Below are 13,012 nucleotides of genomic sequence, written 5' to 3'. Positions count from 1 at the left end.
TACGGATTGCCGCCCTTTGTTGATGCGGAACGCCGAAGGATTAAGTCGTCGAGGCTATTGCGAATGACCGGGCTCTCCCCAGTTGGCGCAACGGATCTGCCATTCCGACCCAACGAGCCGCACGGACCCTGCCAGCCCTGATAGGTTAGGGGAACTTGCACAGGCACCGCCCATGTTCGAGCGGTTTACCGAGAAGGCCATCAAGGTCATCATGCTGGCCCAGGAGGAGGCCCGCCGCCTCGGCCACAACTTCGTGGGCACCGAGCAGATCCTCCTCGGGCTGATCGGCGAGGGAACGGGCGTGGCCGCCAAGGTACTCAAGTCCATGGGGGTCAACCTCAAGGATGCCCGCGTGGAGGTGGAGAAGATCATTGGTCGGGGCTCCGGCTTCGTGGCGGTGGAGATCCCGTTCACTCCCCGGGCCAAGCGCGTGCTGGAGCTGTCCCTTGAGGAGGCCCGGCAGCTCGGCCACAACTACATCGGCACCGAACACCTGCTGCTCGGTCTGATCCGGGAGGGCGAAGGTGTCGCCGCCCGGGTCCTTGAGAATCTCGGTGTCGACCTGGCCAAGGTCCGCACCCAGGTGATCCGCATGCTGGGTGAAACCGCCGAGGTCACCGCCGGAGGGGGCAGCAAGGGCTCCACCAAGACCCCCACCCTTGATGAATTCGGCAGCAATCTCACCCAGCTGGCCACCGAAGGCAAGCTCGATCCCGTGGTGGGCCGCCAGAACGAGATCGATCGGGTTGTCCAGATCCTCGGCCGGCGAACCAAGAACAACCCCGTGTTGATCGGGGAGCCGGGTGTCGGCAAGACCGCCATCGCCGAAGGCCTCGCCCAGCGCATCATTCAGGGAGAGGTGCCCGACATCCTTGAGGACAAGCGCGTCCTCACCCTGGACATCGGCCTGCTGGTGGCCGGCACCAAGTACCGCGGCGAGTTCGAGGAGCGGCTCAAGAAGATCATGGAGGAGATCCGGGGGGCCGGAAACGTCATCCTCGTGATCGACGAAGTGCACACCCTGATCGGCGCCGGTGCGGCCGAGGGCGCCATCGATGCGGCCAACATCCTCAAGCCCGCCCTGGCCAGGGGAGAGCTGCAGTGCATCGGGGCCACCACCCTGGATGAATACCGCAAGCACATCGAACGGGACGCGGCCCTTGAGCGACGCTTCCAGCCGGTGATGGTGGGTGAGCCTTCGGTGGTCGAGACGATCGAGATCCTGCACGGGTTGCGGGAGCGCTACGAGCAGCATCACAGGCTCAAGATCAGCGATGAGGCCCTGGTGGCCGCGGCCACCCTGGGGGATCGCTACATCTCCGACCGCTTCCTCCCCGACAAGGCCATCGACCTGATCGACGAGGCCGGCAGCCGCGTGCGCCTGCTCAACTCCAAGCTGCCCCCGGCCGCCAAGGAGCTCGACAAGCAGCTCCGTGAGGTTCAGAAGCAGAAGGAGGACTCGGTGCGCCAGCAGGACTTCACCAAGGCCGGTGAGCTGCGCGACAAGGAGGTGGAGTTGCGCGAGCAGATCCGCTCCATCCTCCAGGCCCGCCGTGATGGCGAGCCGGCCAGCGACAGCGGCCTTGAAGCCGTCGCCACCGCAGCGGAGGTGGAGGTCAGCACCGCCGCGGATCTGGCCCTGGCTTCCTCCGCCGGGGAGCGCCATCCCGTTGTCACCGAAGAGGACATCGCCCAGATCGTGGCGGCCTGGACCGGGGTTCCCGTCCAGAAGCTCACCGAGAGCGAATCGGTGAAGCTGCTCAACATGGAGGACACCCTCCACCAGCGTCTGATCGGGCAGGACGAAGCCGTCAAGGCCGTGTCCAAGGCGATCCGCCGTGCCCGGGTGGGTCTCAAGAACCCCAACCGTCCGATCGCCAGCTTCATCTTCTCCGGCCCCACCGGCGTCGGCAAGACGGAACTCACCAAGGCCCTAGCCGCCTACTTCTTCGGCAGCGAGGAAGCCATGATCCGGCTCGACATGTCCGAGTTCATGGAGCGCCACACCGTCAGCAAGCTGATCGGTTCCCCTCCCGGCTATGTCGGCTTCAATGAAGGCGGCCAGCTCACCGAGGCGGTCCGGCGGCGCCCGTACACCGTGGTGCTGTTCGATGAGATCGAGAAAGCCCATCCCGATGTGTTCAACCTCCTCCTTCAATTGCTTGAAGACGGTCGCCTCACCGATTCCAAGGGCCGCACGGTGGATTTCAAGAACACCCTGATCATCATGACTTCGAACATCGGTTCGAAGGTGATCGAAAAAGGTGGCGGGGGGCTCGGCTTTGAATTCTCCGGCGCCGCCGTGGAGGAGACCCAGTACAACCGGATCCGCTCCCTGGTGAACGAGGAGCTCAAGCAGTACTTCCGTCCCGAATTCCTCAACCGTCTCGACGAGATCATCGTCTTCCGGCAGCTCAGCCGCGACGAGGTCAAGGACATCGCCGAAATCATGCTGCGTGAGGTCTTCGCCCGCATGCAGGAGAAAGGCATCGGCCTCTCGGTCACCGAGGCCTTCAAGGAGCGCCTGGTGGAAGAGGGTTACAACCCCAGCTACGGGGCCCGTCCCCTGCGCCGTGCGGTCATGCGCCTGCTGGAGGACAGCCTGGCGGAGGAGTTCCTCTCGGGTCGCCTCAAGGAAGGCGACTCGGCCCTCGTCGATGTCAACGACGAGAAGCAGGTGGTGATCCGCCACCAGACCGTCGTCACCGAACCCGAACTGGCCGGTGCCAGCGTCTGATCCGGCCGTCGTGGAGGTGCTGCAGCAGCACGCCGTGGCCCCCGCCAGGCTGATGCGAGGCCCATCGGCCTGGTCCCATTCCCTCGGGGCGATCGCCACCCTCACCCGACGGCCGCTGCTGCTCGGGAGAAGCCGGGTCACCCGTTGCCGGCGGGAGGGGCTGCTGGCCGACCTGGGCGTAATCGGCCTTGACCCCCTGGGGGCCGAACTGCAGGACGACTGCTGCGAGCCCGATCTCGTGCGGCTTGCCGCCGAAGCCAGCGCCACCGGTCGCGATGGGGTGATCGCCGCCGGGGGCGGCAAGGTTCTCGATGCCGGCAAATTGCTGGCCCACCGGCTGGCCCTTCCCTGCGTCACGGTGCCCACCAGTGCGGCCACCTGCGCCGGATGGACGGCCCTCGCCAATCTCTACACCCCCCAGGGCGCCTTCGTGCGCGACGTGGAGCTCGCCCGCTGCCCCGATCTTCTCGTCTTCGACCACGACCTGGTGCGCACGGCTCCGCCGCGCACCCTGGCCAGCGGCATCGCCGATGCGATGGCCAAGTGGTATGAGGCTTCGGTGAGCAGCGGTGCCAGCACCGACGGTCTGGTGCAGCAGGCCGTGCAGCTGGCCCGTGTGCTGCGGGATCAGTTGCTGCTCGACGGGACGGCGGCGATCGAGCGGCCCGGGAGCGAGGCCTGGGTTCGGGTGGCCGAGGCCTGTGCTCTCACCGCCGGACTGATCGGTGGTCTGGGGGGCGCCCGCTGTCGCACCGTGGCTGCCCATGCGGTCCATAACGGCCTCACCCAGCTCGAGGCGACCCACGGTTCGCTGCACGGCGAAAAGGTGGCCGTCGGCGTGCTGGCCCAGCTGCGGCTGGAGGAGATGCTGGGCGGGAACCGCCTGGCCGGCCAGGCCCGCCGCCAATTGCTCCCCGTCTTCCGTGCCCTTGGCCTGCCGGTGACCCTGGCCGACCTGGGCCTCTCCCCGACCCGCCTCAGTCAGCTCCTGGAGGTCTGCGTCCATGCCTGCCGAGCCGGGTCCGATCTGCACCACCTGCCCTTCCCCGTGAGTCCGCCGGAGCTGCTGGCGGCCCTGGTGAGCACGGCGGACGAGGGGGGCTCCAACCCCTCCGGCCCCGGAACCCCCTCCACCCTCTCGATCGAGCGGTCCGCTTGAGCCCGGCCGTGCCGTCCGCCCCCCTGGATGGGCCCCGGCTGGTGGCCGCCGCCGCCGCCGGATTGCAGGATCCGCTGGGGCGTGATCTGGCGGCCAGCGTGGAGTGGTGGAACCTGCCGGGCCTGGAAGGCCGCTGGCCGGTGGCGGTGCTGGGCTCCGGGGAGCCCTGGCTGCTGTTGCACGGTTTTGACAGCTCCTTTCTGGAGTTCCGGCGACTGGCTCCATTGCTGGCCCCCCGGGCGCGGTTGTTCATCCCCGATCTGTTCGGGTTCGGCTTCGGACCACGTCCGGTGCAGGGGCCCTTCACCCCGGCCGGTGTGCTCGCCCACCTCGAGGCGCTGCTGCTGGCCATGTCCGAGCAGGTCGGATCGGCGAGTGCGCCGTCGGTTTCGGTGATCGGCGCCTCGATGGGTGGTTCCGTGGCGGTGGAACTGGCCCGCCGCCATCCCGTTCGGATCCGCCGGCTGCTGCTGCTGGCCCCCGCCGGCCTGACCGGTCGTCCGATGCCCCTGCCGCCCCTGCTCGACGCCCTTGGGGTTCGCTTTCTCGGCCTGCCGTGGGTGCGGCGTGCCCTCTGTCGCCAGGCCTTCGCCGACCCGGCCGCCAGCGTGGGGCCCGCCGAGGAGGAGATCGCCTCCCTCCACCTGCAGGCTCCGGGCTGGGCCGATTCCCTCCGGCGCTTCGCCCGCAGTGGGGGGTTCGCCGGCTCTGGCGATCCGTTGCCGCCCCAGCCGCTTCAGGTGCTGTGGGGGGCGCAGGACCGGATTCTCAGGGCACCCCAGAAGCGGGCGGCCCAGGCCCTGCTGGGCACGCGCCTGCGGGAGCTGGCCGACTGCGGCCACCTGTCCCACCTGGACCGACCCGAGGCCGTGGCCGCCACGTTCGCCGCCTTCGACGCCACACCCCTGCTCTGTTAGGAGGGAATGGTGCCTCTGATCCGCGGATGACGAGCCGCCCCGATCCGCCGGAGGCCCTCCCCCAGCCCCCTGAGCGGGGCCGCGATAGCGGACCCGTGCTGGCCCTGCTGGCGGCGGGTCTCCAGCTCTGGGTGCGGAGCCGCTGCGAGGGGGTCGACAGCCTGGAGCTTCAGCTGCATGGATCGGCTCTGCAGCTGCTGCGTGGCCAGCTTGAGGGCGTCACGCTGATGGCCCGACGGGTGACCTATCAGGGGTTGCAGATCGAGCGTGTGCAGCTGCGCAGCGAGGCCCTGCGGGTCCGGATCGGTCCGTGGCTTCGCACCCGGACCGTCACCCTGGAGCATCCCTTCGCCATCGTCGGGCAGGTGGCCTTCAGCGCGGACGGGTTGACCCGCTCCCTGGCCAGGCCCCAGTGGCGGAGCCTGAGTGACCAGCTCGGTGAAACCCTGTTCGGCCTGGTGCCGCTGCTGGAGCTACGCATCGCCCGCGATCAGCTGATCTTCGTGGCCGCCGCCCTGGGCGAACACCGGGGGGTCGAGCTGGAGACGAGACCGGTGGCCGTGGACGGCGGCGTCGAGCTGCTCGGTCTCGATGGCCGAAGCAGGGCCCGGCTGCCGATGGATCCCAACATCCACATCGACAGGGTCAGCCTTGAGGGGGAGATGCTGCGGCTGGACGGCGAGGCGAGGGTGACTCCCTGAGCCCAGCCGCGGCGGGGCTCTAGCCCAGCGGTGGAGAGGCCTGATCCAGCAGCGGTACCAGCAGAGTCACCACATAGAAGACCACCGCCGGGGTGAACAGGTAACTGTCGATCCGGTCGAGAATGCCTCCATGACCGGGGATGGCGTCGCCGGAATCCTTGAGCCCCGCGTCCCGTTTCATCATCGATTCGGTCAGATCGCCCACCAGGGCGAACACCGCCACCATGCCCCCGAGCAGGGCTCCCACCAGCCAGCCCCAGGGCCAGCCCAGCAGCACCCCGCCCACGGCTCCCACCAGCACGGCGCAGCCCACTCCGCCCAGGGCCCCCTCCACCGTCTTGCCCGGGGAGATCGGGGAGAGGGGATGCCGGCCGAGGCGGCGGCCGATCACATAGGAGCCGATATCGGTGGCCACCACCAGCAGGCAGGCCAGCAGGGTGAGAGCCATTCCGCTCGAGATCGGCCAGCCCGGATCCCCCAGGCGGGGGGCCAGAAGCCCATCGCCGAGATCCCTCAGCCTCAGCCAGTGGCTGGGCAGGAAGCCCAGGTAGAACAGCCCGAAGATTGAGGCGGCGATGTCGGCGATCGTGCCGGTCACGGGCTGAAGCAGCAGCCAGCCACAGATCACGGCCCCCGACAGCGGCAGCACCGCCGCCGCCAGATCCACCGCCATGCCCCCGCCGCTGGCCCACTGGGTGGCGATCAGCAACAGCTGACAGGCGACCAGGGTGGTCTTGGTGGCGGGACGGATGCCCTTGAACTGGGCCATCCGGAAGAACTCCAGCAGGCCGAGGTGCACGATCACTCCCACCGCCAGCGTGAACCACCACCCCCCCAGTCCCACCACCAGCAGCCCGAAGCCGCCGGCCGCAAGTCCACTGACCAGCCTGGGCAGGGAGGTTGGCGCCCGGCGGGTCTGACTCACCCGAGACGCTCGGCCGCGATCAGGAAGAGAGGTTCGGCCGCGGCCAGCCGCGCCTGGCTGCCCCGCCGCTGCATGCGATGAACCGTGGCCTGCACCACCTGCACGTCCCGGGCGTCGAGCTGGCTCAGGGTATCGGTCGCATCGACCAGCCCCTCCAGGCTGGCTGTGCTGATCACCAGGCGCCCCCCCGGCAGCAGGGCGCTCCAGACGGCCTCCAGCACCGTCGCGAGGGGGCGCCCCACCTCCAGCACCACCCGGTCCGGCCGGCCCGGCAGGCGCGCCAGATCCTCGGGCGCCTGGCCGGCATGGATGTGCAGGTTCGAGATTCCGAAGCGGCGGCGGTTCCGCTCCAGCAGCTCAATCGCCTCCGGATCCCTCTCCAGCGTGTGCAGGGCGCCGGAGGGCATCAGCCGGGCGATCTCCAGGGCCAGCGCCCCCGTGCCACCGCCCACATCCCAGACGGTGGAATCGGCCCTGGGCCGAAGGTGGGCCAGCAGCATCACCCGCAGTTCCATCGGAGTCGGACTGAACCCCGGGGCACCTTCGAACACGCTGTCGGGCAGGCCCGGAGTGACGAAATCCCACTGGAACGGAGGCTCCACCGCCGGACCGGATTGCGGCGGCCCCCTTCGCTCCCGTGCGCCCATCCGCTGCGCCGTTCAGGCCACAACCTTCACGGTATCAGCGATCTGGCCGGGCCAGAGGACCCGCTGCCGCCGTAACCAGTCGACCCGCCCCGGATCGATCCGCTCACCGGGAATGAGCAGGGGGATGCCCGGTGGATAGGGGCAGATGGGCTCGGCGGCCAGACGGCCCGCCGCCTGCTCCAGCGGCACCACCGTCCAGGGTGCCCGCCAGGCCACCTCCACGTCCAGCTCGGGCTCCGCCATTGGTGGCAGGGGGGGGCGGCGGAAGGGCGGCAAGGGTTCGCCCCCCAGGGCGTCCCGCAGGCGCCGCAGCTGGATGGGCAGCCTCCGCCCCACACCCCGGGGCGGAATGATCCCCAGGCAGAAGGTGAGGCAGCCCGGTTCGGGCAGTTCGGCCGTCACGCCCCGCTGCTGCAGCCAGGTGTCGGCCGCCGGGCCGCTGAGGCCGAGGGCTGCGGTGTGGAGCACCAGCCGCAGGGGATCCTGATTGGACACCAGGGGCAGGCCGGCGGCCAGCAGCCGCGCCCGCAGCTGGGCGGCGATGGCCAGGGCATCACGGAGCTGTCGCTCGCCGGCCGGGCTGTGGCGATGGGCCAGGGCGGCGGCGCTGGAGGCCAGCAGCAGGGCGCTGGGGCTGGAGGTCTGCAGCCAGAGCAGGCTGCGTTCCACCGCCGCGGCCGGCAGTCGCGCGCCCTGCAGCATCAGGGCGGCGCTCTGGGCCAGCCCGCCGGCTGCCTTGTGCAGGGACTGCACCACCAGATCGGCGCCCGCCGCCAGGGCCGTGCCGGGCAGACCCGGCCCGCCGAAGTGGGCGCCGTGGGCCTCGTCCACCAGGACCGGCAGCCCCCGGCGATGGACGAGGTCCACCAGCGCCGGCAGGTCTCCCGCCAGACCCTGGTAGCTGGGATGGACCAGCACCACCCCTGCCAAGGGGCCGGCCCGGTCCAGCAGCCGGCGCAGCTGATCCGCCCTGGGTGGCTGCCAGAGGCCCGTGGCCGGATCGAAGGGCAGATCGAACACCACCGGTCGCAGGCGGCCGAGCACACACCCGTGCAGCAGGCTGCGGTGCAGGTTTCGGGGCAGCAGAACCCGCTCACCGGGGGCGGCCATGGCCAGCAGGGCCGCCTGAAGCAGACCGCTGGCCCCATTGACCCCGAACCAGCAGCGGTCGCAGCCGCACAGCCGGGCGCTGCTGGCCTGGGAGGCTGCCACGGCACCTTCCATGTCCAGCGGCCCCCCGATCGCCGCCAGTTCCGGCAGATCCCAGCTGCCGGGTGCTTGCCGCAGCAGCTCCCGCAGCTCCGGCGCCAGGCCCCGCCCCCGCCCGTGGGCGGGCAGGTACAGATCGAGGCCGGGACGGAGGCTCCGCAGAGCCCGGGGCAGAAGCATGCTCAGGGGGGGGCTTTCTAGAGTCTGGAGAGTGGACCACAGGCGCCGCAGGAGTTCCGACCATCACCGTCCGCCCCCCGCTCCGACCCATCCGCCCGGTCCCTCTGGAGGGGCCACCGCCCCGCTACGACCCCGACGCTGATCTGCGCTGGCTGCTCCGGAGACCCTGGGTGCTGGTCGGCCGCCTGCTGGTGGTCCTCTGGCAGCTGGCGGGGCTGGCTTTGGTGCTGGTCGTGCAGGGCAGCAGCGCCGATGCGGCGGTGCAGCGCCAGCTCGGCCGCCGCATCCTCACCACGCTCACCCAGCTGGGACCCTGTTTCATCAAGGTGGGCCAGGCCCTCTCCACCCGCCCCGATCTGGTGCGGCGCGACTGGCTCGAGCAGCTCACCCAGCTGCAGGACAACCTGCCCCCCTTCCCCCACGCCCAGGCCCTGGCAGTGATCGAGTCGGAGCTGGGATCCCCGGCCGGGCAGCTGTTCGAGACGTTCCCGCCCTATCCGGTGGCGGCGGCGAGCCTGGGGCAGGTGTACAAGGCGGAGTTCACTCCGGGCCACTGGGTAGCGGTGAAGGTGCAACGGCCGAATCTGGCCTACCTGCTGCGCCGCGATCTGGTGATCATCCGCCTGCTCGGGATCCTCACAGCCCCGTTCCTGCCGCTGAACCTGGGCTTCGGGCTCGGGGACATCATCGATGAATTCGGTCACACCCTCTTCGAGGAGATCGATTACCGCCGTGAGGCTGACAATGCCGATCGGTTCGGCGCCCTGTTCGCCGACAACCCCACGGTGACGGTGCCTCGCGTGGAGCGGCAGGTCTCCAGCCGGCTGGTCCTCACCACCACCTGGATCAACGGCATCAAGCTGCAGGACCGGCTGGAGCTCGAGGCCCACCGGCTCGAACCCGATGCCCTGATCCGCACCGGAGTGATGGCCGGCCTGCAGCAGCTGCTGGAATTCGGCTATTTCCACGCCGATCCCCACCCCGGCAACCTCTTCGCCCTGCCCGGCCGCACCGGGGCCATGGGCCATGTGGCCTATGTCGATTTCGGCATGATGGATTCGATCAGCGACGCGGACCGTCTGACGCTCACCGCGGCTGTGGTCCATCTGATCAACCGGGATTTCGAGGCCCTCGCCGGCGACTTCCGCGCCCTCGGTTTCCTCCGCCCCGACGCCGATCTGGCTCCGATCGTGCCGGCCCTGGAAACCGTGCTCGGTGGTCAGCTGGGGGAGAACGTGGGGTCCTTCAACTTCAAGGCGATCACCGACCGGTTCTCCGAGCTGATGTTCGATTACCCCTTCCGGGTGCCGGCCCGCTTCGCCCTGATCATCCGGGCGGTGGTCAGCCAGGAGGGCCTGGCGCTGCGGCTCGACCCCAGCTTCCGGATCATCCGGGTCGCCTATCCCTACGTGGCCCGCCGGCTGCTGGCCGGCGACACCGCCGAGCTTCGCGAGAAGTTGCTCGAGGTGCTCTTCGATCGCCGGGGGCGGCTCCAGCTGGAGCGGCTCGAGAGCCTGCTGGCCGTGGTGGAGCAGGACGAGGCCAACCCCGATCTGCTGCCGGTGGCCGGCGCCGGACTTCGCCTGCTGTTCGGTCCACGGGGCGGCAGCCTGCGCCAGCGGCTGCTGCTGATGCTGGTGCGCGACAACCGCATCAACACCGAGGACCTGCAGGCCCTGCTTGCCCTAGTGCGCCGCACCTTCTCGCCCCGCAAGCTGGCTGGGGGCGTTCTGCACCGCTTCAACCCCCTCGGCGCCGCCGCCTGAGGGGCGGCGGTAGGGTCACCGTCCCGTCCGGTCCCCTTCCGTGAGCGTCGTTGCCGCCCTCGTCACCTCCGCTTCGGGGGATCTGCAGCAGGTGGCTCAGGAGGCGTCCCTGGGGTTGCTGGGTGACCTTGACGCCCAGGAGATCCTGCTGGAGTCCGTTCCCCTGGGTCAGCCCCCCTTCTTCCTGGCTGGGGTGGGCCTGCTGATCAGCGTGCTCTGCGGACTCACCTTTGCCCGCCAGGTGCAGAACCGGCTGGAAGGCTGGAAACAGGATCGCCTCGCCCTGCTGCCGCTGGGCAGCGGCGACGTGATCGCCTCCTACAGCGCGCTGGTGATCGGGGTGACCCTCTTCATCGGCGGCAGCCTGCAGGTGTTCGGCTTCGGGGGGGGAACCGCCCTGCTGGTGGCCCTGCTGCTCTCCCTGCTCACCGGCGGAGCCCTGTGGGTGCAGCTGGAGCGCTTGATGGCCCAGGTGCAGGACGGCAGCTTCCGGGCCGTGGATTTCGACAATTTCGACCAGTTCTTCTGAGCCGATCAGTTCTGCCATTCGATCTGGTTGGGGTGCAGGATGTGGTGGGGGCCTGGACCCGCACCGGCTGCCAGCAGCACCTGCAGGTGACGGCCTTTCAACTGGGAGTGGGTCACTTCAGAAACCAGCTGGTTGAGGAGGGAGCGCTCGATCGAGATGGCCATCGGCTGGCGATTGATGCCGGTGGCGTTAACCAACACGGCGGTTCCGGCCATCGAGACGTCGTCAATCCACAGGTCATGGGAGACGATATTCAGTCCAGGCGGACAGGCGATTGACAGGGTGGTTCCATCCAGCTTGAGACAGGCGCTGAAGGACCGAACCTCAGCCACCACCCGTTCCATTGGGCCGTAATCGGGAATGGTACCGGGGCCGTAGTTCGCCCGGTCCCGGTGCCGTACATCGGCGGGAAGTTCCATGAGCACCCTTGCGGGCACCTCACGATCCCTGTCGGCGAGGCCGGGAGAGAGGGCCACCACCGCTGCCGGGAGTGGATCTCCGCGCGCAATCACCCGGAAGCCCTCCTCGCTCCGCTCCGGACTGAACTCATCCGAGGGTTGTTCCTGTTCGAAGCTTCGGGCCGCCACTCCCACATCGGCCTTGCCATCGCGCACCAGATCGAAGATCTCGGACACCTCCAGATTGGTTAGCAGGGTCACACGCCTGCCTTTGAGCAGCGCCATCGGCACGAAGTACTTCGTAGCGGAGTAGTAATCTCCAAGGGCCACCTTGGAATCAGGCCCCAGATCTGCCAGTTTCTGGATAGGGCTGTCCTTGCGGGTGAAGATCACCGAGGTGTACCCTTTGCTCTCCGGGAACATCACGCCGATCGGCCGATAGCCGAGCTCCATCGCCGACATCGAAACGATCGGTGAATAGGCCAAGGCCACATCCCAGTTGAGTGCTTTCAGCTCCGCCACGGCCTTGGGGTAGCTGTTGGTGTTTGTGAGGATCACATCAACGCGCTTGCCGAGCAGATGGTTGATCAGCCGATCCGGCTTCAGTCGGTGCTCCAGCGCCGTCTCCAGAGTGCGGTAGTTGTCGAGGCGTTGATGGGGTGTGCCGATCACAAGGCTCTCGGCTCGGACTTTCGGGGATCGGTAGTAGTCGATCAGGAAGCCACTGATCGCGATTGTCCCCAGCCCTGCCGCCCAGAAGCGCTTCGAGCCAGGGGCCCTTCCGCTGACCAGGCGCCGCAGAGTTTCGATCGGGCCCGGGTTGATCTCGCTCTTGATTGCCCGCACCTCCGTTGCCTGGGGGCTGTCGATCGCCTGGAGCAGGACTTCCATGCTCTCGAGATAGCCCAGGACTGAAGGGCGGCTGCGGAAGAGCGGATCTTCTCCCTGATCGTGGGCAAGGCGATTGCGCAGGTCCCTCAAGCTGTCGATTCTCCAGCGGCTACCTGAGCCGAATCGCTGGCTGAAGAGAATCTTCCAGTAGTACGTATCAGACAGCAGCTTCAGTAGAGCAGCCGCATCGAGCGCGGGCCCTTCGGCTCCATAGGGCGGTCCAAAGGGGAACATCTTTCGCACCTTTTCGTGCTGATGCCACTGATGCCCGAATCGCTCAGCCAGGCTGGCGTCTACAAACAGCTTGAGTCCGTCTCGGGTGGAGTCGAGAGCTCTGCTCAATGCCGTTTTGTACGCAGACTGCGAAGCCAACTGCCTACGCCACCACCTTGATGGGCCGACTGTAAGGGCGAATAGCCTCGACTGACTACGGTGGATCCCGATGGGACCAGCTGGGAGTGCGCCGAAGCTCTCTCATAGACGGGCTCATCCCAGAGCTGATCCTGCAGGTGATCGAGGGCTTCACCTCGGTGGGCCATCCCCCAGGCGCGGGTGAGGATGTCGAGGCGCTCGAGATTCCGCTGCTGCAATCGAACGTTGGTGGTGGTGACGCGGGTTTGGGGAGGACAGTTCACGGGTCAAGGGAGTGGCGTTGTTCGTTCAAGGATTCCCAGCTCAACCACAGAGGAATCCCAACTCCCAGATTCCGCTGGGAGTGACCCGGCCTGCATCAGTTCCGTGCGAACCAGCCTGACTGCCGATCAGGCCACCAGATACCCCTCCAGCTGGCGGGAGCGGGAGCGGATTCCCTCCAGGGCTCTGCGCTCCAGGTTGCGGGTCTTGTCCCGGCTCATGCCGAGGTTGCGGGCGATCGAGGTGAGGCTCATCGGCTCTTCGCCGTCGATGCCGTAGCGCATCTTCAGCACGCTGCGCTGCACCTCCGGCAGCTGCTC

Annotated in this window: 11 protein-coding genes; 6 read left to right on the top strand and 5 right to left on the bottom strand. The window is 68.4% G+C overall.

What is annotated here, in order from left to right:
• Window positions 1–172 precede the first annotated feature (172 nt).
• Genes ACWJI7_RS00055 through ACWJI7_RS00040 form a run of 4 tightly spaced genes read left to right on the top strand, consistent with a single transcriptional unit; the run spans window position 173 to window position 5,514 of the window.
• Window positions 173–2,737, top strand: coding sequence for an ATP-dependent Clp protease ATP-binding subunit (locus ACWJI7_RS00055; RefSeq protein ID WP_479934252.1), 2,565 nt, complete (start codon window positions 173–175; stop codon window positions 2,735–2,737).
• 52 nt (window positions 2,738–2,789) lie between these two features.
• Window positions 2,790–3,896, top strand: a complete 1,107-nt coding sequence (locus ACWJI7_RS00050) for an iron-containing alcohol dehydrogenase family protein (RefSeq protein ID WP_479935096.1) — start codon at window positions 2,790–2,792, stop codon at window positions 3,894–3,896.
• A gap of 8 nt (window positions 3,897–3,904) precedes the next feature.
• The gene (locus ACWJI7_RS00045; RefSeq protein ID WP_479934251.1) at window positions 3,905–4,813 is read left to right on the top strand and encodes an alpha/beta fold hydrolase; all 909 of its coding nucleotides are present in this window, start codon (window positions 3,905–3,907) and stop codon (window positions 4,811–4,813) included.
• Window positions 4,814–4,839: 26 nt separating this feature from the next.
• A complete protein-coding gene (locus ACWJI7_RS00040) occupies window positions 4,840–5,514 on the top strand; it encodes an LmeA family phospholipid-binding protein (protein WP_479934249.1) in 675 nt (224 codons plus the stop codon).
• Window positions 5,515–5,533: 19 nt separating this feature from the next.
• Here the strand turns inward: ACWJI7_RS00040 and ACWJI7_RS00035 are convergent, their stop codons facing one another.
• Genes ACWJI7_RS00035 through ACWJI7_RS00025 form a run of 3 tightly spaced genes read right to left on the bottom strand, consistent with a single transcriptional unit; the run spans window position 5,534 to window position 8,475 of the window.
• The gene (locus ACWJI7_RS00035; RefSeq protein WP_479934248.1) at window positions 5,534–6,439 is read right to left on the bottom strand and encodes a phosphatidate cytidylyltransferase; all 906 of its coding nucleotides are present in this window, start codon (window positions 6,437–6,439) and stop codon (window positions 5,534–5,536) included.
• Window positions 6,436–7,086, bottom strand: a complete 651-nt coding sequence (gene cbiT / locus ACWJI7_RS00030) for a precorrin-6Y C5,15-methyltransferase subunit CbiT (RefSeq protein ID WP_479934246.1) — start codon at window positions 7,084–7,086, stop codon at window positions 6,436–6,438. Before cbiT ends, ACWJI7_RS00035 begins: the two co-directional genes overlap by 4 nt.
• A 12-nt stretch (window positions 7,087–7,098) precedes the next feature.
• Complete coding sequence (locus ACWJI7_RS00025) at window positions 7,099–8,475, bottom strand: aminotransferase class I/II-fold pyridoxal phosphate-dependent enzyme (RefSeq protein ID WP_479934244.1); 1,377 nt, start codon at window positions 8,473–8,475, stop codon at window positions 7,099–7,101.
• Between the two features lie 170 nt (window positions 8,476–8,645).
• On the opposite strand from ACWJI7_RS00025, the gene ACWJI7_RS00020 reads away from it, so the two are divergent.
• On the top strand, window positions 8,646–10,241 hold the full coding sequence (locus ACWJI7_RS00020; RefSeq protein ID WP_479934242.1) for an ABC1 kinase family protein: 1,596 nt from the start codon (window positions 8,646–8,648) through the stop codon (window positions 10,239–10,241).
• Window positions 10,242–10,281: 40 nt separating this feature from the next.
• Window positions 10,282–10,770, top strand: coding sequence for a hypothetical protein (locus ACWJI7_RS00015; RefSeq protein WP_479934241.1), 489 nt, complete (start codon window positions 10,282–10,284; stop codon window positions 10,768–10,770).
• Between the two features lie 5 nt (window positions 10,771–10,775).
• On the opposite strand, the gene ACWJI7_RS00010 is transcribed toward ACWJI7_RS00015, so the two are convergent.
• A complete protein-coding gene (locus tag ACWJI7_RS00010) occupies window positions 10,776–12,401 on the bottom strand; it encodes a PhnD/SsuA/transferrin family substrate-binding protein (RefSeq protein ID WP_479934240.1) in 1,626 nt (541 codons plus the stop codon).
• Window positions 12,402–12,820: 419 nt separating this feature from the next.
• On the bottom strand, window positions 12,821–13,012 hold a 192-nt coding region (locus tag ACWJI7_RS00005), incomplete at its 5' end, for a sigma factor-like helix-turn-helix DNA-binding protein (RefSeq protein ID WP_479934238.1).

The organism is Cryptocyanus atlanticus LEGE 06306, from assembly GCF_056633155.1.
Note: the sequence above shows the minus strand (reverse complement) of the source record. Positions and strands in the feature narration are given on the sequence as shown.

What these genes read in the sequence shown, in the direction of transcription:
- ACWJI7_RS00025 (WP_479934244.1), bottom strand. Translation starts at nt 8,475, where the DNA reads ATGCTTCTGCCCCGGGCTCTGCGGAGCCTCCGTCCCGGCCTCGATCTG.
- ACWJI7_RS00050 (WP_479935096.1), top strand. Translation starts at nt 2,790, where the DNA reads ATGCGAGGCCCATCGGCCTGGTCCCATTCCCTCGGGGCGATCGCCACC.
- cbiT (WP_479934246.1), bottom strand. Translation starts at nt 7,086, where the DNA reads ATGGGCGCACGGGAGCGAAGGGGGCCGCCGCAATCCGGTCCGGCGGTG.
- ACWJI7_RS00055 (WP_479934252.1), top strand. Translation starts at nt 173, where the DNA reads ATGTTCGAGCGGTTTACCGAGAAGGCCATCAAGGTCATCATGCTGGCC.
- ACWJI7_RS00040 (WP_479934249.1), top strand. Translation starts at nt 4,840, where the DNA reads ATGACGAGCCGCCCCGATCCGCCGGAGGCCCTCCCCCAGCCCCCTGAG.